Origin of the sequence: Streptomyces sp. NPDC046261 (assembly GCF_040646235.1) — a bacterium.
GTDB lineage: Bacteria > Actinomycetota > Actinomycetes > Streptomycetales > Streptomycetaceae > Streptomyces.
Genome location: NZ_JBEYZU010000004.1, coordinates 264,476 through 282,703, shown reverse-complemented (window position 1 = coordinate 282,703; position 18,228 = coordinate 264,476). Strand labels below are relative to the sequence as shown.

The following is an 18,228-nucleotide window of genomic DNA, read 5'->3' as shown; positions in this document are numbered from 1 at the left end:
CCGATGCTCTGCCGCTCGGGTTCGTACGATCGCGCCCGCTTGAGACTGGGATTTTGGTTCTCCATGCCCTCGTATACTGCCCAGATGGGACATTGGTCTGAGGGCCTTGTCGATGAGGCCGCGAAGCTGATCAGTGGCGGCCCTGACCGCCGCGTGCTGAGGGACAAGCTTGCCCAGGTCGGTCGCGAGATTGACGTTCTGTCTGGCCGTAGCTTCCAGCCGGCGCGCCAAACGACCTCAGTCATCGAGCCCAACGGCTTGCCCTTCGTGGACATCCCAGACCTGCAGGTCGGCTCGATGGAACCTGTGGCAGGAGCGTGGGAGGTCCCTGACCCGGTAAACAGCCAGATTGCAGCTGTCCTGCAGGTCTCACCCTTGGCTAGCCCTGTCCCGAATGCTGCGTCTAAGGCTGACGCACTCTGGATTGCTGGCCGGCTCGTCGCCGAGGCATCTCAGACGGGGCGCCTGTCGGCGGACTATGTCCTCCACTGGCTAGGGACGTCCGTGGACCACGAGCAGCGACAAGAACTATTTCGCCGCATCATGGCCCCTGCCGTTCGATTTTACGTCCCGATCCTCGGGCTCTCTGCCAACGGGTGGTGGATCCAAATCGCCCGCCGTCTCATCTGGGTGACGAGCGAGACCGAAGACGACGGACGGCTTGTGGAGCTGCTGTTGAACAAGACGATGAACGGCGGAGAGGTACCACCACTGGCAGCCGTCGAGGCCATCCTGATCGCGGCTCCAATGACACGGCACCCCGCAGACTGGGCATTCACCGCGCGTATCTGGCCCGTACAGGTTCAGCGCCCCAACGATCGACCGTGGAGCAAGCTCGCGGACGCTATCCACGGCCACGGCATCCCCACCATCACCCTCGACCCAATCTCGACCCCTTACGAGATCGCGTGCCAGGTGGTCTTGAAGGGCTACTGGCACGGCTACCTCAGCGGCGATGAGCCGGCACTGGCGAATGCCGTCGCGATGGCGTACCCGCGTCAGGTCGATCGCATTCAGCGTGAAACCCGTGCCCCGAGTAAGGCTTCTGCTGCCGCAACGCTGCTCGAACAACTGATCCGCCCCGGATTCGACCCAGCGCAGGGCGCGGAGGCGACCCGTCGGTACGTGCGCCGGAAGGCAAGCATCGCGGTAATGCAGTACCGGAAGGGCGAGGCACCGGACCGGTACCCGTGGACGCAGGTCGGGATCAGTGAACGCCGCTACTACAAACTCCTGCCGCTGTTCGCAAGGAAGGTCAACGGCCGCTACGACTACGACTACGGCGATGTGGTGGCGCGTATGAAGGCCCATCTGGACCGCGAAGACAAGAAGCGAGCCATACGAGCAGCGGCCCTTGAAGTCCTCCGGGAACACGGCTTCGGTAACGAGGCCGCACGCAAATGGCTACAGCGGCATCCACCTGAGGAGGCTGTAAACGCGTGGCCGCGTGGTCGACGGTAGTACCGCCTGTGCACTCAAGCTAGGTTTCCGACCTGGCATCCAAGGCCCGGACGAGCCGACGAGGGCCGCTACCCCGATCATGGGGTAGCGGCCCGCGTCGCGATTCTGACGTCAAGTCAGAGACTTGGCCGGGCGGTGCACACGCGGTGCACAAGGGCGTGGAAAGCTAGCGGTAACAGCGAGAACTATTGAGAAGAGTTTTCGCAGGTCGCAGCCTGTTTCCAGGGTTTCCGCCCAGGTCACCCGACCCCGCTCTTTAGATGTCGAAGTACATCTCGAACTCGTGCGGGTGCGGGCGCAGCTGGATCGGGGCGATCTCGTTCGTGCGCTTGTAGTCGATCCAGGTCTCGATGAGGTCGGAGGTGAAGACACCGCCGGCCTGCAGGTACTCGTTGTCGGCCTCGAGGGCTTCGAGGACGGCGGGGAGGGAGGTGGGGACCTGGGGGACGTTGGCGTGCTCGTCGGGGGCGAGCTCGTAGAGGTCCTTGTCGATCGGCTCGGCGGGCTCGATCTTGTTCTTCACGCCGTCGAGGCCGGCCAGGAGGAGGGCCGAGAAGGCGAGGTAGGGGTTCGAGGACGGGTCCGGGGCGCGGAACTCGACGCGCTTGGCCTTGGGGTTGGAGCCCGTGATCGGGATGCGCATCGCGGCGGAGCGGTTGCGCTGGGAGTAGACCAGGTTGACCGGGGCCTCGAAGCCGGGGACCAGGCGGTGGTAGGAGTTCACCGTGGGGTTGGTGAACGCCAGCAGCGAGGGGGCGTGCTTGAGGATGCCGCCGATGTAGTAGCGGGCGGTGTCCGAGAGGCCCGCGTAGCCCTGCTCGTCGTAGAAGAGGGGCTCGCCGCCGCTCCACAGCGACTGGTGGACGTGCATGCCCGAGCCGTTGTCACCGAAGATCGGCTTCGGCATGAAGGTCGCGGTCTTGCCGTTGCGCCAGGCGACGTTCTTCACGATGTACTTGAAGAGCATCAGGTCGTCGGCCGCGGCGAGCAGCGTGTTGAACTTGTAGTTGATCTCCGCCTGGCCGGCCGTGCCGACCTCGTGGTGCTGGCGCTCGACCTGCAGGCCGGCCTTGTCCAGCTCGAGGGAGATCTCGGCGCGCAGGTCGGCGAAGTGGTCGACCGGCGGGGCCGGGAAGTAGCCGCCCTTGTAACGGACCTTGTAGCCGCGGTTGTCCTCGACCGCACCGGTGTTCCAGGCGCCCGCCTCGGAGTCGATGTGGTAGAAGGACTCGTTCGCGGCGGTGTTGAAGCGCACGCTGTCGAAGACGTAGAACTCGGCCTCGGGGCCGAAGAACGCGGTGTCCGCGATGCCGGTGGAGGCGAGGTAGGCCTCGGCCTTCTTGGCGATGTTGCGCGGGTCGCGGCTGTACTGCTCGCCCGTGATCGGGTCGTGGATAAAGAAGTTGATGTTGAGCGTCTTGTCGCGGCGGAACGGGTCCATCCGGGCCGTGGACAGGTCCGCGCGCAGCGCCATGTCGGACTCGTGGATGGCCTGGAAGCCGCGGATCGACGAGCCGTCGAACGCCAGCTCCTCGTCCGGGTCGAAGGCCGCGGCCGGGATCGTGAAGTGCTGCATCACGCCAGGCAGGTCGCAGAATCGGACGTCGACGAACTTGACGTCCTCATCCTTGATGAACTTCTTGGCCTCGTCGGCGTTCTGGAACATCCAACTCCTCCTAGCCCGGCCGAACGCGGTCGGGGATTGCTTGGGTGCGCGGTCCGTATCGCAATGGCGCGCTGCGGCCGACCCTAGAGAGACGGGATTTCCCAAGCATGACCCATTTGTTTCGCCGAGGTTAACCGCCGCGCGGTAGGGGCCTACCCGGGCGCCGGGGAACGTATGGGGGCGCAGTACCTTTGATGGGTGGACAACAGGCAAGCAATCGGATCATGGCTCTCCGGCCCCCGCGCGGCCGCGGAGGACATGGGCATCGAATTCGGCCACCGGGGCGAGCGCCTGGGACTGCCGGAGAACGGGCCCGGGGCGATCGCCCCGCTCGGACGGCGCTTCGGGGCCCTCGCCGTCGACTGGGCGCTCTCCATGCTCATCGCATACGGCTTCCTCGCCGGCGGTGACCCGCAGCGAGCGGGCAACTGGGCCCTGTTGATCTTCCTGGTGCTCAGCCTGCTCACCGTCGGCACGGTCGGCTGCACCCCCGGTAAGCGCCTGTTCGGCCTCCGGGTCATCGGCGAGGACGGTGCCCGGCTGTCCCTCCCCCGGGTGCTGCTGCGCAGCGTGCTCCTGCTGCTCGTGGTGCCCGCCGTCGTCTGGGACCGCGACACGCGCGGGCTGCACGACCGCTTCGCCCGGGCCGTCCAGGTGCGGATCTGATATTTCGACCACGCACGCGAAGGGGCGGGCGGGAACCATTCGGTTCCCGCCCGCCCCTTCGTCGTACGGTTCGCTCGGTCAGCGGCCCTTCGGCATCCGCGTGCCCTTGGGCATCGGACCCTTCGGGATCGGCATGTTGCTCATCAGGTCGCCCAGCGCGCGCAGCCGGTCGTTCACGGCCGTCACCTGCGCACCCGGCAGCACCCGCGGCAGCTTCAGCAGCGTGGTGTGCAGCTTCTTCAGCGACACCTGGCCCTCGCCGTCGCCCACGACGATGTCGTGCACCGGCACGTCCGCGACGATGCGCGCCATGCGCTTCTTCTCGGCGGCCAGCAGGGCCTTGACCCGGTTCGGGTTGCCCTCGCCGACCAGCACGATGCCGGCCTTGCCGACGGCCCGGTGGACGACGTCCTGGCTGCGGTTCATCGCGACCGCGGGCGTCGTCGTCCAGCCGCCGCGCCGGATGTTCTCCAGGACCGCGGCGGCAGCTCCCGGCTGGCCTTCCATCTGCCCGAAGGCAGCGCGCTCGGCGCGTCGTCCGAAGACGATCGCCATCGCGAGGAACGCCAGCAGGAAGCCCAGAATGCCCAGGTAAATCGGGTGGTCGATCCAGAAGCCGATGGCAAGGAGTACACCGAAGGTGACAATGCCCACAGCCGCGACGACAAGACCGACCTTCGAGTCGACCTTCTTGGTCATCTTGTAGGTCAGGGCGATCTGCTTCAGTCGCCCGGGGTTCTCGGATGTTTCCTTCCTCGCCATACGGCGAAGTTTACGTGGCCTGCGGGCCAGGGGTAGCCACGGCCTCCAGCACATGCTGTGCCTCGCGCCGGTCCTTGGCCCTGCGGCGGTCCTCCAGCACCGCTGTCCAGGCGTTTCGACGGGCTGTGCGCTGGCCGCCGCGCATCAGCAGTTCCTCCAGTGCGCGCAAGGCGCCGGTGACGGACGGGGGGCGTACGGAGAGCGTGGAAGGCAGAGCGGAAGAGGCGCGGGTGGCGGTCGCCAAGACTGCGTTACCGGGCGCGGCCTGCATGTCGGTGTCCCCTCGGAAGCGGAAAAGGTCAGGCGTGGAGGGTGTGGCTCTGTGCTGGCTGTGCGGGCGCACTGCTGTTCGTGCCGTGTCGTACTGCTGTGCGTGCACCTATCGTCACTGAACGGTGTTACCAACGGATGACTTGTTGGTCAAACACCTATGAAACGTTGACGCGACCCGCACCGTCCGGCTTGTCGCCGGGGTGCGGGCCGCGTCGGGGCCGTTGGGGTGCAGACGGACCGGGCCGCCTCAGACCGCCTGGCTGGAAGCCGCCGCCTCGCGCTTCGCTGTCTTTTCGGTCGCGCTCCGCCTCGCTTCCGCTGCGGCCGGGTGCCTGCCCTCGTCCCTCGGGCGGACCCCCGACCTACGCTTCAGCTCGGCTGCGCCGCTCTATCGCCTGCTGATGCAGGCGACCCGCCCGGTACGAGGAGCGGACCAGCGGGCCGGACATGACACCGGCGTAGCCGATCTCCTCCGCCTCCTCCTTCAGCTCCACGAACTCCTGCGGCTTCACCCAGCGCTCCACCGGGTGGTGGCGCACCGACGGGCGCAGGTACTGGGTGATCGTGATCAGGTCGCAGCCCGCGTCGTGCAGGTCCTGCAGCGCCTCGCTGATCTCCTCGCGGGTCTCGCCCATGCCGAGGATCAGGTTGGACTTGGTCACCAGGCCGTACGCGCGCGCCTTGGTGATGACCTCGAGCGAGCGCTCGTAGCGGAAGCCCGGGCGGATCCGCTTGAAGATCCGCGGGACGGTCTCGACGTTGTGGGCGAAGACCTCGGGGCGGGAGGCGAAGACCTCCTCCAGCAGCTCGGGCACCGCGTTGAAGTCGGGGGCCAGCAGCTCGACCTTGGTGTGGCCGCCCTCGCGGCCGGCGGTCTGCTGGTGGATCTGGCGCACGGTCTCGGCGTACAGCCAGGCGCCGCCGTCCGGGAGGTCGTCGCGCGCGACGCCGGTGATCGTGGCGTAGTTCAGGTCCATCGCGACGACGGACTCGCCCACGCGGCGCGGCTCGTCGCGGTCGAGCGCCTGCGGCTTGCCGGTGTCGATCTGGCAGAAGTCACAGCGCCGGGTGCACTGGTCGCCGCCGATGAGGAACGTGGCCTCACGGTCCTCCCAGCACTCGTAGATGTTGGGGCAGCCCGCTTCCTGGCACACCGTGTGCAGGCCCTCGCGCTTCACCAGGCCCTGCAGCTCGGTGTACTCGGGGCCCATCTTCGCCCGGGTCTTGATCCACTCGGGCTTGCGCTCGATGGGGGTCTGGGCGTTCCGGACCTCCAAGCGCAGCATCTTGCGTCCGTCGGGTGCGACTGCGGACACGTCCGGCTCCCTATGACTTCGATTCCTCGGCGAACACCAGGGTACGCCCGTTATTTCCTCTGCTCTGACGGCGCCGCCTCGAACGGGGCCGGGCCGTCAGCCGACCTGGGCCTCCACGGCCCGGGGCAGGGGCTCCTCCGATGCGAGGACCTCCCGCAGATGCTTTTCCACCAGGGGAACCACCTCGGCCACGGACACCTTCCGGCCCAGCTCGTTGGAGAGCGAGGTCACACCGGCGTCGCGGATGCCGCAGGGGACGATGCGGTCGAACCAGGTGTTGTCCGGATCACAGTTGATGGCGAAGCCGTGCATCGTCACGCCCTTGGCGATGCGGATGCCGATGGCCGCCAGCTTGCGGTCCTCGCGGCGCTGGCCCGCGTTCGAGGGGGCGTACTCCGGGCCGTTGAGCCGGGGGTCGAACTCCTCGTCCGTCAGGCGCGGGTCGAAGTCCAGGTTGAGGCCGCCGACCGGCGGGCGCTGCTCGAGCGGGTCGCCCAGCACCCACACACCGCTGCGGCCCTCCACCCGGGTCGTCTCCAGGCCGAGCTCCGCGCAGGCGCGGATCAGCGCCTCCTCCAGGCGGCGTACGTGCGCGATCACGTCGACCGGGCGGGGGAGCTTGAGGATCGGGTACCCCACGAGCTGGCCCGGGCCGTGCCAGGTGATTTTGCCGCCCCGGTCCACGTCCACCACCGGGGTGCCGTCCAGGGGGCGCTCGCTGTCCTCCGTGCGCCGTCCGGCCGTATAGACCGCCGGGTGCTCCAGCAGCAGGCAGGTGTCCGGGATCTCGTCCGCGAACCGGGCCGCGTGGACCCTGCGCTGCTCCTGCCACGCCTCCTGGTACTCGACGGCGTCGGCGCCGAAGCCCAGGTGGACAAAGCGCAGCTCAGTCACGGCAGCTCCTCCTCGAACCGGCAGGTCGTCCCTCGGCCTGCCCGGGTCTGTCCCGGCGTGGTTCACGCCCTTGCCACTGTACGGCGGGGCGCCGGCAACCCCGCAGGCGGCCGTCGCCCGGAGTGACCCTCCGGGGCCATTTGATCTGTCCTCACACGATCGGATGAATGCGGGGCGAAGGTGGCGATCGGGGCGGTGGGGGCCGCTAAGTTCACGCCGTTCCAGGAACAAAGATCCAGGGAGACCGGCAGGCTGATGACGGAACGACCCCCACAGCGCATCCCCAACCGTCAGCTCGCTGCGCTCATCGCGGAGGCCGGCTTTTCCAACGCGGGCCTCGCCCGCCGCGTCGATCAATTGGGGCTCGAGCACGGGCTCGACCTGCGATACGACAAGACCTCGGTCACGCGGTGGCTGCGTGGGCAGCAGCCGCGCGGCACGACACCCGCCTTGATCGCCGAGGTGTTCACCCGGCGCCTCGGCCGGCGCCTCTCGGCCCAGGACCTCGGGCTCGACGCCTGCGCCCCGGTCTACGCCGGGCTGGAATTCGCCGCCTCGCCGGAAGAAGCCATTGACATCGTCAGTGGCTTGTGGCGAAAGGACTCCGGCAGCCACACCGAGCTCCGGAAGATCGCGTTCACGCCGGCCGGGCTCGTGGTGCCGAGCCGCGACTGGCTCATCGGGCGCGCGGACGAACGGGTGGCGCGCGGCGCGAGCCCCGCGCCCTCGGGTGAGGGCGCGCGCCTGCCACTGCAGGCGCGCGGCGCGCCCGTGTCCCTCCCGCGCCAGCGGCTCGCCGAGCGGTCGCCCGGCAGCCGGGTCTCCATGGGCGACATCGCCGCCCTGCGGTCCGTGGGAGAGCTCTTCCGGACCATCGACCACGCCTACGGCGGCGGGCACGCCCGGCAGGCGCTCGTGCGGTATCTGGAACACGAGACCGAGCCGATGCTGCGCGGCACGTACGGCGAGACGACCGGGCGGCGGCTCTTCGGCGCGGCCGCCGACCTGACCCGGCTCGCCGGGTGGACGTCCTACGACATCGCCGCCCACGGCCTCGCCCAGCGGTACTACGTGCAGGCCCTGCGGCTCGCCCAGGCCGCCGGTGACCGGGCCTACGGAAGCTATGTGCTCGTCACCATGAGCCGGCAGGCCGTCTACCTCGGGCACGGGCGCGAGGCCGTGCAGCTGGCGCGGGTGGCGCAGCAGGGGGTGGGGTCCGGGGCCCCGCCGGTCGTGCAGTCGCTGCTGCACGCGGTGGAGGCGCGCGGGCACGGCGTGCTCGGCGAGGTCCGGGCGTGCTCGGCGTCGCTGGCGCGGGCGGAGCGGGCGCTGGAGACGTCGCGGTCGGGGGACGACGTGCCGTACTGGGCGCGGTTCTTCGACGAGGCGCAGCTCGCGGACGAATTCGCGCACTGCCACCGGGACCTGCAGCAGTACCGTGCCGCGGCGCAGCATGCGGAGCGGTCGCTGCAGCTGCGGTCGCCGGCCTACGCGCGGAGCCGGTTGTTCTGCCGGGTGGTGCTGGCGTCGGCGCGGCTGGGGCTGGGCGAGCTGGAGCAGGCGTGCCTGCTGGGGGCCGAGGCGGCGCAGCAGGCGGCGGACATGCGGTCGGTACGGGCGCTGGAGTACGTGCGGGACTTCGAGCGGCGGCTGGAGCCTTACCGGGACGCCGCGGCTGTTCGGGCCTATCGGGAGAAGGTCGCCGGACTCTGACGCGCCGGTCCGGTTCCGGCCGCCGTCGTGGGGCGGGGCCGGGGCGGGGTGGGTCCTTCGCCAGGACCCGCCCCGGCCCCTCGCGGTACTACGCCGCCCGCAGCGCCTGCGTCCCGTAGCCCGGGCGGATGCCCAGGTCCCGTAGGACCGCCTGGGCGGCGCGGCGGCCTGAGAAGAGGGCGCCTTGGACCGTGCTGGTGTCGCGGTGGTCGCCGCAGACGTAGAGGCCCGACAGGAGCCGGACCGGGCGGCGGACGTCGTGGGGGGCCGGCATCGCGGGGACGGCGTCCGGGTCGTGGTGGGCGGCCAGCAGGTGCCAGGCGGTGGTCGAGGTGTTGTAGACCCGGGCCAGCTGGGCGCGGGCCGCCCGGTCCAGTTCCGGGGTGGGCAGGGACGCGGCCGGGCCCAGGATCGTGGACGTGATCAGGCACCTGCCCAGGGGGGCGCGGTCGGGGTCGACCTCGCTGGCCACCGTGGTGTGCGCGACCGGGCCGCGGCGGCCGCCGGTGAGGATCAGGGAGGCGTCGCGCAGCGGCGGGGTGTCGGTGGTGTGGTGCAGGATCGTCACCGGGTGGAAGCCCGGCAGCCGCAGGCCCGGGATCAGTTCGGCGGCGGCGCGGGCGCCCGTCGCCACGACGACGGAGCGGCAGGTGATCTCGCCGTGGGCCGCGGTGCCGACGGACGTGGTGCCCACGGAGGTGGCCTGTACGCCCGTACGCACCGTCTCCTGCGGCAGCTGGGACGTCAGGAGGCGGGGGATGACGCCGGCGCCGCCCGCCGGGAGGCAGAGGCGGCCGCGGGCGTAGCCGCGCAGCACCAGGTCCGCGCAGCGGCTGGACGTGGTGAGGTCCGGGTCGGACAGCAGGGAGGCCAGGAGGGGGCGCAGGAAACCCTCCACCGTGCGCGACGGCAGGCCCCGGCTGGTCAGGGTCGTGGCCGTGGGACGGTCCGGGCGGGCCAGCATCCGGTCGATGGGCAGCGCGGCCAGGCGGGCCAGCGCCGCGCCGAGCCGCGCTTGATCGAGGCCGGCGCTCCGTGAGGCGCGGGCCGCCGCGAAGGCGCGGGCGGTGGTGAACGCGCGCTTGGCGCCGCGGAGTTCGCCGGTGCGGTGGTTGCGGCCGTCGGTGTGGACGAGCACCCCGGGGGTGAAGGGGCGCAGCTTGAGCGCCTCCAGGCCGGGGGTGCGGAGCAGTTCCGGGAACGAGGTGTTGAGCAACTGGCCCGTGCGGTCCAGGTGGAAGCCGTCGACCTCATCGGTCGTCATGCGGCCACCCGGGTAAGGGGCTTCCTCCAGGACGGTGACGGTTACCCCGGCGCTGATGAGATGGTGAGCCGCAGAGAGGCCGGCGAGGCCGGCTCCCACGATGACGACGTCAGCGTGGTGTGCGGTGCGTGCGCTGCTGAGCACGTGCCCTCCCGGGGTCGGTCCGCTCGCTCGGGGGCCTGATGCCCTCAACCGGCGGCGGCGATGCGCGAGTTCGCCTCGACCGTAGAGAGAAATCCGGTCAATAACAGTCGCGCACAGGGCGAGCATGGTCGCACGGCGGTCGCACACATCGCCGTTCCGGAGCGGGGGCCGGGTGCGTCAGCTGTTGTCCAGCGCCGCGCGTACGGCGCTCTCGATGTCGGGGAACGCGAAGTCGAAGCCCGAATCCAGCAGGCGCCGCGGCAGGACACGGCGGCTGGCCAGGACTTCCGTGGCCATCTCGCCCAGGGCGAGCCTGAGCGCCGGAGCGGGCGCCGGGAAGGGCGTCCGGCGCCCGAGTACGCGCCCCGTCGCCTCGGTCGCCTCGCGATTGGTGACGGGGTGCGGTGCGGTGAGGTTGACCGGGCCGGAGAGGGCGGGGGAGTCCAGGAGGTGGCGCAGGGCGGCGATGTGGTCGTGCAGGGCGATGAAGCTCCAGTACTGCCGTCCGCTCCCCAGCCGCCCCCCGAGACCGAGTTTGACGAGCGGAAAGAGGCGGGCCCAGGCGCCGCCGGCACGGGAGACCACCAGACCGGTGCGCAGCAGGACGGTGCGGACGCCCGCCTCCGTGGCGGCGCCCGTCGCGTCCTCCCAGTCCTGGCAGACCCGTGCCAGGAAGCCGTCGCCGGGTGGGGCGTTCTCGTCCACCGGCCGGTCGCCGGTCTCGCCGTAGACGCCGGTCGCGCTCGCGCTGAGCAGCACGCGGGGCGGGGTGTCGAGGGAGGCCACGGCCTCGGCGATCGCCGCGGTGCCCAGCACCCGGCTGTCGCGGATCTCCTTCTTGTAGGCGTCCGTCCAGCGGTGGTCGCCCACCCCGGCCCCGGCCAGGTGCACCACCGCCTCGCAGCCGGTGAGGGCCCCGGTGTCCACCTGCTGGCGGTGCGGGTCCCACCGCGCTTCCCCGGGACGGCTGGGCGGGCGGCGCACCAGGCGCACCACGTGGTGGCCGTCGGACTCCAGCGAGCGTACGAGCGCACTGCCGATGAGGCCGCTCGCGCCGGTCACCGCGATCCGCATGTCCGCCCCCTCCTCAGGCCCTGAACCGGTCCCAGAGCTTGGGGAACCGCTCGGCCAGCGCCGCGTCGGACTCCAGGTCGACCGGGTTGCCGGCCGGTTCGGACGGCTGGGGCTGCAGCCCGAGGTCGGGCGTCTCGACCCCCGTCAGCGCTTCGTACGCCTCGTCCGCCGCGTAGCCCAGGTCCTCGCCGTCCCCGTCGACCTCTTCGTCGAAGTCGTCCAGGAGCTCCGCGAGCGCGTCCGGGTCGTGCACCGCGCCCTCGAAGACCTCTCTGCCCTGGCCGATCAGCCAGCAGCGGAAGTAGTCGAAGACGTCGTCGCTCGCGCCGTCCAGCAGCACGGCCGCCGCCCCCCACAGGTCCCACAGGTAGGCGCGGTTGTACCGCGCCTCGAAGTGCCGGGCGAAGTCGAGCACGGCGTCCGGGTCGAGCTGCGTCAGCTTCTCGACCAAGGCGTCGGCCTGGTCCTCGGCGTCTCCTCCGGCGGTCTCGCGTGCGCTGTCGATCAGCTCCCAGAACTCCGTCTCGTCCATCATCACGGGACCAGCATCGGCCCTGCCGCGGGGCCACGCACCTCCAGGGAGCCGGATGCGGCCGTGTTGTTATCGGTGAGTCCGATTCGCGATCGCCGGAAAATCACGACAGAAGGTGTCCGGTATCGGTGGGACCGTCGGTGCAGTCGCCGAAGACCGGGCACACCGGGGAAGAGGAGAGGTTCCGTGACCGCATCGCAGAGCGCGGGCAAGCCGCTGGCGGAGACCGTCGCACTGGTCGCGGGCGCCACGCGTGGCGCCGGGCGGGCCATGGCCGTGCAACTGGGGGCCGCGGGCGCCGTCGTCTATGTGACGGGGCGTTCCACGCGGGCGCGGCGCAGCGAGGTCGACCGGCCGGAGACCATCGAGGAGACCGCCGAACTGGTGGCGGCCGCGGGCGGCACCGGCATCGCCGTGCCCACCGACCACCTGGAGCCGGAGCAGGTCCGGGCGCTGGTCGAGCGCGTCGACCGCGACCACGGGCGGCTCGATGTGCTCGTCAACGACGTGTGGGGCGGGGATCACCTGATCGAGTTCGGGAAAAAGGTGTGGGAGGTGGACCTGGCGAAGGGCCTGCGGATGCTGCGGCTGTCGGTGGACACGCACGCCATCACCAGTCACTTCGCCGTGCCCCTGCTCATCAGGCGGCCGGGCGGGCTGCTCGTGGAGATCACCGACGGCACGGAGGAGTTCAACCGGACCTATCGGGAGAACCTCTTCTACGACCTGGCCAAGTACGCGCCCATCCGCATGGCCTTCGGGCTCTCCGAGGAGCTGAGCGGCTACGGCTGCACCGCCGTCTGCCTCAGCCCGGGCTTCCTGCGCTCGGAGCAGATGCTCGACCACTTCGGGGTCACCGAGGAGAACTGGCGGGACGCGGTGAAGAACGAGCCGCACTTCGCCGTGGCCGAGTCCCCGGCCTTCGTAGGCCGGGCCCTGGTCGCCCTGGCCACCGACCCGGAGCGGGCCCGGTGGAACGGCAAGTCCCTCTCCAGCGGCGAGCTGGCCAAGGTCTACGGCTTCACCGACACCGACGGCTCCCGGCCGGACTGCTTCGGATACTTCCAGGACGTCGTCTTCGGCGGCGCCGACGGCAGCCCGGAGGACTACCGGTAGAGATCGGCGGACCGGGCCGCCGCGCGCGCGAACCGCTCGCGCAGCTCCGGCGGCCCCAGCACCTCCGCCTCCGGGCCCAGCGCCAGCAGCTGTGCGTACGCCACGTCGGCCGACTCCACCGGCAGCGAGAGAGTGACGCGCCCGAGCGCATCCGGCTCCCCGGCCGCCGCCAGGGCCTCCCGCGCCGCCGTGCGGTCGGTCACGTGCGGCAGCCTGCGCGCTCCCTCGGGGGTCAGGCGCAGCTCCACCTGCTCGCGCAGGATGGAGCGGGCGAACTGCGCCGCCCGCTCCTCCCAGAAGGCCGGCAGGTCGAAGTCGGCCGCACGGCGGAAGCGGTCCTCGCCCACCGTCACCGCCGTGAAGCGGTCCACGCGGTAGACGCGGAAGTCGTCGCCGGTACGGGCCGCCAGATACCAGACGCCGGCCTTGAGGATCAGCCCGTACGGCTCCAGGTGCCGCTCCACCTCGCCCTCGCGGCGCCGGTAGCGGGCGGCCATGCGGCGGTCGTCCCAGACCGCGTCCGCGATCGCGGGCAGCAGGGTGGGCGCCTCATGGGGATGCCACCAGCCGGGGGCGTCCAGATGGAAGCGCTGGGCCGCGTTCGCGGGGGCGTCGCTCAGCTCGGGCAGCAGCGCGGCGGAGACCTTCAGCCGCGCGGCGGAAGCGACGTCCGCCAGGCCCATGTCACGCAGCGCGGACGGTACGCCGGAGAGGAACAGGGCTTCGGCTTCCGTCCGGCCCAGGCCGGTCAGCCGGGTGCGGTAGCCGCCGATCAGGCGGTAGCCGCCGGTGCGGCCGCGGTCGGCGTAGACGGGCACACCGGCCTCGGACAGGGCGAGGACGTCCCGGGCGACCGTACGCTCCGAGACCTCGAGCCGGCTCGCCAGCTCGGTGCCGGTCATGGACGGGCGGGACTGGAGCAGGAGCACCAGCTTGATCAGACGGGCCGCACGCATGACCCCATGATGCCCGGGGCCACTGACAGCGGGGCGTGACGACAGGAGCCCGCGTGCCGAGCCAGGGCATGGACGAGCGCGCGGGGTCCTGTCGTCACCCCTGAGCCGTTCCGCGTCACAGGACAGGGCGGCGCGGTGCGGCTCCGGCGCAGACGATACGCCTTTGATCGATGATCGATCAATGCTTTGCCGGCTTCAGATGCGCGGCGCGCAGCTGAGGACGTGTCGCTTGAGGAGCTCGCCGATGGCCGGGTCCCGCCGCCGGAAGGCCCGGACGATCTCGGCGTGGTCCTCGGCGTGGGCGCGGGGCTCCGGGCTGAGCCAGCGGATCGACAGCGTCGTCCACACCTCGATGCCCAGCGATTCCCAGGTGTGCAGCAGGACGGAGTTCCCGGCGGCCCGGACGATCTCGCGGTGGAAGGCCACCGTATGGCGGGCCTGCGCCTCGCTGTCGCCGGCGCGGTCGGCCACCTCGAGCGCGGCCACCTCCCGCTCCAGCGCCGAGACGTCCCCGGCCAGCGCCTGTGCGGCCAGCTCGGCGGCCACCTGCTCCAGGCCCGCCCGGACCGGGTAGCTCTCCTTGAGGTCGGCGGCGGTCAGGTCGCGGACCCGGACGCCCTTGTTGGGCACGGACTCGATCAGCCGCAGCGACTCCAGCTCGCGCAGTGCCTCGCGCACCGGGGTCTGGCTCACCAGCAGCTCGGCGGCGATCCGCCGCTCCACGATCCGCTCGCCCGGCTGCCAGCGCCCGCTGACGATCCCTTCGAGGATGTGCTCGCGGATCTGCTCGCGCAGCGAATGCACGACGGGCGGGGTCATTTCTCTCCTTGGTCGGATCTGCCGGGTACGTCGTCATTATCTCGGCAGACGTAAGGGCGCGGCCCCGGCCCGTACGGAGTACGGAGCCGGGGCCGCGCCCTTCAGCGCTCACCGTCGGAGACGCTCGGGTTAGAGACCGATCTCGGTCTCGAACTCGGCGGCCTCGAGGATCTGCTTGACCGTGGTCAGGTAACGGGCCGCGTCGGCACCGTCCACCAGGCGGTGGTCGTAGGAGAGCGCCAGGTACGTCATGTCGCGGATCGCGATGGTCTCGCCGAGCTCCGGGTGGTTGATGACCACCGGGCGCTTGACGGTCGCACCGATACCCAGGATGCCGACCTGGTTCGGGGGCACGATGACCGTGTCGAACAGCGCACCGCGCGAGCCGGTGTTGCTGATCGTGAAGGTCGCGCCGGCCAGGTCGTCCGGGCTGATCTTGCTGGACCGGACCTTGCCGGCCAGCTCCGCCGTCTTCCGGGCGATGCCCGCGATGTTGAGGTCACCGGCACCCTTGATGACCGGGGTCATCAGGCCCTTCTCCGAGTCGACGGCGATGCCGACGTTCTCGGAGTCGAAGTAGGTGATGGTGTTCTCGTCCTCGTTGATCCGGGCGTTGATGACCGGGTGGGCCTTCAGCGCCTGGACGGCGGCCTTGACGAAGAACGGCATCGGCGAGAGCTTGACGCCCTCACGGGCCGCGAACGCGTCCTTGGCCTTGTTGCGCATCCGCATGATCTTGGTGATGTCCACCTCGACCACGGAGGTCAGCTGCGCCTGGCCGTGCAGCGCCTTCATCATGTTGTCGGCGATGACCTTGCGCATGCGCGGCATCTTGACGGTCTGACCGCGCAGCGGGGACGCCTCGAGGGCCGGGGCCTTCGGGGCGGCGGCAGCCGGGGCGGCGGCCGGAGCCGGCGCGGCCTTGGCGGCCGCGGCAGCGGCAGCGGCGGTGACGACGTCCTGCTTGCGGATGCGGCCACCGACGCCGGTGCCCTGGACGGTGCTCAGGTCGACGCCGGACTCGGCGGCGAGCTTGCGCACCAGCGGGGTGACGTAGGCACCGTCGGCCGCGGGGGTGACGGCGGCCGGAGCGGCCGGGGCAGCCGGAGCAGCCGGGGCCGGAGCGGCCGGGGCGGCCGGAGCCGGAGCCGGGGCAGCGGGGGCGGCCGGAGCGGCGGGGGCCGGGGCCGGGGCGGCCGGAGCCGGAGCGGCCGGGGCCTCCTGGACCGGGGCGGGGGCCGGGGCGGCCGGGGCAGCCGGAGCGGCCGGGGCAGCGGCCGGAGCGGCGCCGGCGGCACCGATCACGGCGAGCTTGGCGCCGACCTCGGCGACCTCGTCCTCACCGACGACGATCTCGAGCAGCACGCCGGAGGCGGGCGCCGGGATCTCGGTGTCGACCTTGTCGGTGGAGACCTCGAGCAGCGGCTCGTCCTCCGAGACCTCCTCGCCGACCTCCTTCAGCCAACGGGTGACGGTGCCCTCGGTGACCGACTCGCCCAGGGCGGGCAGCACGACGTCGGTGCCGGTGGCGCCACCGGCCGGGGCGGCGGCGGGAGCCTCGGCGGCGGGCGCCGGGGCGGCCGGGGCCTCGGCCACGGGGGCCGGGGCGGGCTCGGCAGCCGGGGCCGGAGCCTCGGCGGCGGCCGGAGCCGGGGCGGCGGCCGGGGCGCCGGTGCCGTCGTCGATGACGGCCAGCTCGGCGCCGACCTCGACCGTCTCGTCCTCGGCGACCTTGATGGAGGCCAGGATGCCGGACGCGGGGGCCGGAATTTCGGTGTCGACCTTGTCGGTGGAGACCTCGAGCAGCGGCTCGTCGGCCTCCACGCGCTCACCCTCGGCCTTGAGCCAACGGGTGACGGTGCCCTCGGACACGCTCTCGCCGAGCGCCGGCAGGGTTACGGAAACCGCCATGGTTGCGGTTGCTCCTTACGAATAGTGCGGATGGTGGTGCGCTCGGGACTTAGTCGTGCGAGTGCAGCGGCTTGCCGGCCAGGGCCAGGTGGGCCTCGCCCAGAGCCTCGTTCTGCGTCGGGTGCGCGTGGATGAGCTGCGCGACCTCGGCGGGCAGCGCCTCCCAGTTGTAGATCAGCTGGGCTTCGCCGACCTGCTCACCCATACGGTCGCCGACCATGTGGACGCCGACCACGGCACCGTCCCGCACCTGGACGAGCTTGATCTCGCCCGCGGTCTTCAGGATCTTGCTCTTGCCGTTGCCCGCGAGGTTGTACTTCAGAGCGACGACCTTGTCGGCGCCGTACAGCTCCTTGGCCTTCGCCTCGGTGATACCGACCGAGGCGACCTCCGGGTGGCAGTACGTGACGCGCGGCACGCCGTCGTAGTCGACCGGCACGGGCTTGAGACCGGCCAGACGCTCCGCAACCAGGATGCCCTCGGCGAAGCCGACGTGCGCGAGCTGGAGGGTCGGGACGAGGTCACCGACGGCCGAGATGGTCGGCACGTTGGTCTGCATGTACTCGTCGACCAGGACGTAGCCGCGGTCCATCGCGACCCCGGCCTCCTCGTAGCCCAGGCCCTGGGAGACCGGGCCGCGGCCCACGGCGACGAGCAGCAGCTCGGCCTCGAAGGTCTTGCCGTTCTCCAGGGAGACCTTCACACCGTCGGCCGTGTATTCCACGCCCGAGAAGCGGGAGCCGAGGGAGAAGTTGATGCCGCGCTTGCGGAAGGCGCGCTCCAGCAGCTTGGAGCTGTTCTCGTCCTCGACCGGGACGAGGTGGGGAAGCGCCTCGACGATGGTGACGTCGGTGCCGAAGGACTTCCACGCGGAGGCGAACTCGACGCCGATGACGCCGCCGCCCAGCACGATCGCGGACTTCGGCACGCGGTCCAGGACCAGCGCGTGGTCGGAGGAGATGACGCGGTCGCCGTCGATGGTCAGGCCCGGCAGCGACTTCGGCACGGAGCCGGTCGCCAGCAGGACGTGGCGGCCGGTGTAGCGCTGGCCGTTGACGTCGACGGACGTCGGGGAGGACAGGCGGCCCTCGCCGGTCACGTAGGTGACCTTGCGGGAGGCGACCAGGCCCTGCAGACCCTTGTACAGGCCCGAGATCACGTCGTCCTTGTACTTGTGGACGCCCGCGATGTCGATGCCCTCGAGGGTGGCCTTGACACCGAACTGCTCGGCCTCCCGAGCCTGGTCGGCGATCTCGCCGGCGTGCAGCAGAGCCTTGGTGGGGATGCAGCCGCGGTGCAGGCAGGTGCCGCCCAGCTTGTCCTTCTCGATCAGGGCGACGTCGAGACCCAGCTGCGCTCCACGCAGGGCAGCGGCGTAACCGCCGCTACCGCCTCCGAGGATCACTAGGTCGAAAACGGTGCTGGCGTCGTTCGCCACGTCACGTCCTCCATGCATGGGTACGCCGTTGCCGGTCGTCCGTGACCGGGCGGCGGCTGTTGTTCGGCCGCTTGTGCTTCGGCCCTGTGAAATAAGGGGGCCCTGTCCTGCCGAGACAACATCTTCGCACTTGTTGACGGGCGACGGGACGCCGGGCCGGGGTCTGAGGCGACTGATGCGTCACCTTCTCGGGGTTACCGGCGCGTACGAACGTGCTAATTCG

Annotated in this window: 16 protein-coding genes; 4 read left to right on the top strand and 12 right to left on the bottom strand. The window is 70.9% G+C overall.

Features of this window, described 5'->3' with window-relative positions; translation table 11 throughout:
- Nucleotides 1-84: 84 nt before the first annotated feature.
- Nucleotides 85-1,461, top strand: a complete 1,377-nt coding sequence (locus tag ABZ956_RS10650; RefSeq protein WP_361890067.1) for a hypothetical protein — start codon at nucleotides 85-87, stop codon at nucleotides 1,459-1,461.
- Between the two features lie 256 nt (nucleotides 1,462-1,717).
- Here ABZ956_RS10650 and glnA read toward each other — a convergent pair whose 3' ends face one another.
- Nucleotides 1,718-3,127 carry a type I glutamate--ammonia ligase gene (gene glnA, locus ABZ956_RS10645; RefSeq protein ID WP_361890064.1) on the bottom strand — a complete coding sequence of 470 codons (1,410 nt, stop codon included), beginning with the start codon at nucleotides 3,125-3,127 and terminating at the stop codon, nucleotides 1,718-1,720.
- A 198-nt stretch (nucleotides 3,128-3,325) separates the two neighbouring features.
- On the opposite strand from glnA, the gene ABZ956_RS10640 reads away from it, so the two are divergent.
- Nucleotides 3,326-3,793 carry an RDD family protein gene (locus ABZ956_RS10640; protein WP_361890061.1) on the top strand — a complete coding sequence of 156 codons (468 nt, stop codon included), beginning with the start codon at nucleotides 3,326-3,328 and terminating at the stop codon, nucleotides 3,791-3,793.
- Nucleotides 3,794-3,871: 78 nt separating this feature from the next.
- Here ABZ956_RS10640 and ABZ956_RS10635 read toward each other — a convergent pair whose 3' ends face one another.
- The 4 genes from ABZ956_RS10635 to lipB all read right to left on the bottom strand — a co-directional run bounded on the left by ABZ956_RS10635 (nucleotide 3,872) and on the right by lipB (nucleotide 7,038).
- On the bottom strand, nucleotides 3,872-4,555 hold the full coding sequence (locus tag ABZ956_RS10635) for a DUF4191 domain-containing protein (RefSeq protein WP_361890058.1): 684 nt from the start codon (nucleotides 4,553-4,555) through the stop codon (nucleotides 3,872-3,874).
- Nucleotides 4,556-4,565: 10 nt separating this feature from the next.
- Entirely contained in the window at nucleotides 4,566-4,826 is a 261-nt protein-coding gene (locus tag ABZ956_RS10630) for a hypothetical protein (protein WP_071965481.1), read from the bottom strand.
- Nucleotides 4,827-5,190: 364 nt separating this feature from the next.
- Entirely contained in the window at nucleotides 5,191-6,144 is a 954-nt protein-coding gene (gene lipA / locus ABZ956_RS10625; protein WP_071965480.1) for a lipoyl synthase, read from the bottom strand.
- 96 nt (nucleotides 6,145-6,240) lie between these two features.
- Nucleotides 6,241-7,038 carry a lipoyl(octanoyl) transferase LipB gene (lipB, locus tag ABZ956_RS10620; RefSeq protein ID WP_361890054.1) on the bottom strand — a complete coding sequence of 266 codons (798 nt, stop codon included), beginning with the start codon at nucleotides 7,036-7,038 and terminating at the stop codon, nucleotides 6,241-6,243.
- Nucleotides 7,039-7,293: 255 nt separating this feature from the next.
- Between lipB and ABZ956_RS10615 the strand changes: the two genes are divergently transcribed.
- A complete protein-coding gene (locus tag ABZ956_RS10615) occupies nucleotides 7,294-8,751 on the top strand; it encodes a regulator (RefSeq protein ID WP_361890051.1) in 1,458 nt (485 codons plus the stop codon).
- Between the two features lie 88 nt (nucleotides 8,752-8,839).
- On the opposite strand, the gene ABZ956_RS10610 is transcribed toward ABZ956_RS10615, so the two are convergent.
- The 3 genes from ABZ956_RS10610 to ABZ956_RS10600 form a co-directional block, all read right to left on the bottom strand.
- Complete coding sequence (locus tag ABZ956_RS10610; RefSeq protein WP_361890048.1) at nucleotides 8,840-10,159, bottom strand: NAD(P)/FAD-dependent oxidoreductase; 1,320 nt, start codon at nucleotides 10,157-10,159, stop codon at nucleotides 8,840-8,842.
- A 177-nt stretch (nucleotides 10,160-10,336) separates the two neighbouring features.
- Nucleotides 10,337-11,233, bottom strand: a complete 897-nt coding sequence (locus tag ABZ956_RS10605; protein ID WP_361890045.1) for a TIGR01777 family oxidoreductase — start codon at nucleotides 11,231-11,233, stop codon at nucleotides 10,337-10,339.
- A gap of 13 nt (nucleotides 11,234-11,246) precedes the next feature.
- Nucleotides 11,247-11,765, bottom strand: coding sequence for a DUF4240 domain-containing protein (locus tag ABZ956_RS10600; RefSeq protein WP_361890496.1), 519 nt, complete (start codon nucleotides 11,763-11,765; stop codon nucleotides 11,247-11,249).
- Nucleotides 11,766-11,951: 186 nt separating this feature from the next.
- On the opposite strand from ABZ956_RS10600, the gene ABZ956_RS10595 reads away from it, so the two are divergent.
- Nucleotides 11,952-12,881 (top strand): SDR family oxidoreductase, encoded by a 930-nt coding sequence (locus ABZ956_RS10595; protein ID WP_361890042.1) that lies wholly within the window; start codon nucleotides 11,952-11,954, stop codon nucleotides 12,879-12,881.
- Here ABZ956_RS10595 and ABZ956_RS10590 read toward each other — a convergent pair.
- The 4 genes from ABZ956_RS10590 to lpdA form a co-directional block, all read right to left on the bottom strand.
- The gene (locus ABZ956_RS10590) at nucleotides 12,872-13,837 is read right to left on the bottom strand and encodes a WYL domain-containing protein (protein WP_361890039.1); all 966 of its coding nucleotides are present in this window, start codon (nucleotides 13,835-13,837) and stop codon (nucleotides 12,872-12,874) included. The genes ABZ956_RS10595 and ABZ956_RS10590 overlap by 10 nt on opposite strands.
- A gap of 195 nt (nucleotides 13,838-14,032) precedes the next feature.
- The gene (locus tag ABZ956_RS10585; RefSeq protein ID WP_361890036.1) at nucleotides 14,033-14,656 is read right to left on the bottom strand and encodes a GntR family transcriptional regulator; all 624 of its coding nucleotides are present in this window, start codon (nucleotides 14,654-14,656) and stop codon (nucleotides 14,033-14,035) included.
- A gap of 129 nt (nucleotides 14,657-14,785) precedes the next feature.
- Nucleotides 14,786-16,567 carry a 2-oxoglutarate dehydrogenase, E2 component, dihydrolipoamide succinyltransferase gene (gene sucB / locus ABZ956_RS10580; RefSeq protein WP_361890033.1) on the bottom strand — a complete coding sequence of 594 codons (1,782 nt, stop codon included), beginning with the start codon at nucleotides 16,565-16,567 and terminating at the stop codon, nucleotides 14,786-14,788.
- A 49-nt stretch (nucleotides 16,568-16,616) separates the two neighbouring features.
- Nucleotides 16,617-18,005, bottom strand: a complete 1,389-nt coding sequence (gene lpdA, locus ABZ956_RS10575; RefSeq protein WP_361890030.1) for a dihydrolipoyl dehydrogenase — start codon at nucleotides 18,003-18,005, stop codon at nucleotides 16,617-16,619.
- Between the last annotated feature and the right edge of the window lie 223 nt (nucleotides 18,006-18,228).

What these genes read in the sequence shown, in the direction of transcription:
- ABZ956_RS10600 (WP_361890496.1), bottom strand. Translation starts at nt 11,765, where the DNA reads ATGGACGAGACGGAGTTCTGGGAGCTGATCGACAGCGCACGCGAGACC.
- ABZ956_RS10630 (WP_071965481.1), bottom strand. Translation starts at nt 4,826, where the DNA reads ATGCAGGCCGCGCCCGGTAACGCAGTCTTGGCGACCGCCACCCGCGCC.
- ABZ956_RS10605 (WP_361890045.1), bottom strand. Translation starts at nt 11,233, where the DNA reads ATGCGGATCGCGGTGACCGGCGCGAGCGGCCTCATCGGCAGTGCGCTC.
- ABZ956_RS10615 (WP_361890051.1), top strand. Translation starts at nt 7,294, where the DNA reads ATGACGGAACGACCCCCACAGCGCATCCCCAACCGTCAGCTCGCTGCG.
- ABZ956_RS10635 (WP_361890058.1), bottom strand. Translation starts at nt 4,555, where the DNA reads ATGGCGAGGAAGGAAACATCCGAGAACCCCGGGCGACTGAAGCAGATC.
- glnA (WP_361890064.1), bottom strand. Translation starts at nt 3,127, where the DNA reads ATGTTCCAGAACGCCGACGAGGCCAAGAAGTTCATCAAGGATGAGGAC.
- ABZ956_RS10590 (WP_361890039.1), bottom strand. Translation starts at nt 13,837, where the DNA reads ATGCGTGCGGCCCGTCTGATCAAGCTGGTGCTCCTGCTCCAGTCCCGC.
- ABZ956_RS10650 (WP_361890067.1), top strand. Translation starts at nt 85, where the DNA reads ATGGGACATTGGTCTGAGGGCCTTGTCGATGAGGCCGCGAAGCTGATC.
- sucB (WP_361890033.1), bottom strand. Translation starts at nt 16,567, where the DNA reads ATGGCGGTTTCCGTAACCCTGCCGGCGCTCGGCGAGAGCGTGTCCGAG.
- ABZ956_RS10585 (WP_361890036.1), bottom strand. Translation starts at nt 14,656, where the DNA reads ATGACCCCGCCCGTCGTGCATTCGCTGCGCGAGCAGATCCGCGAGCAC.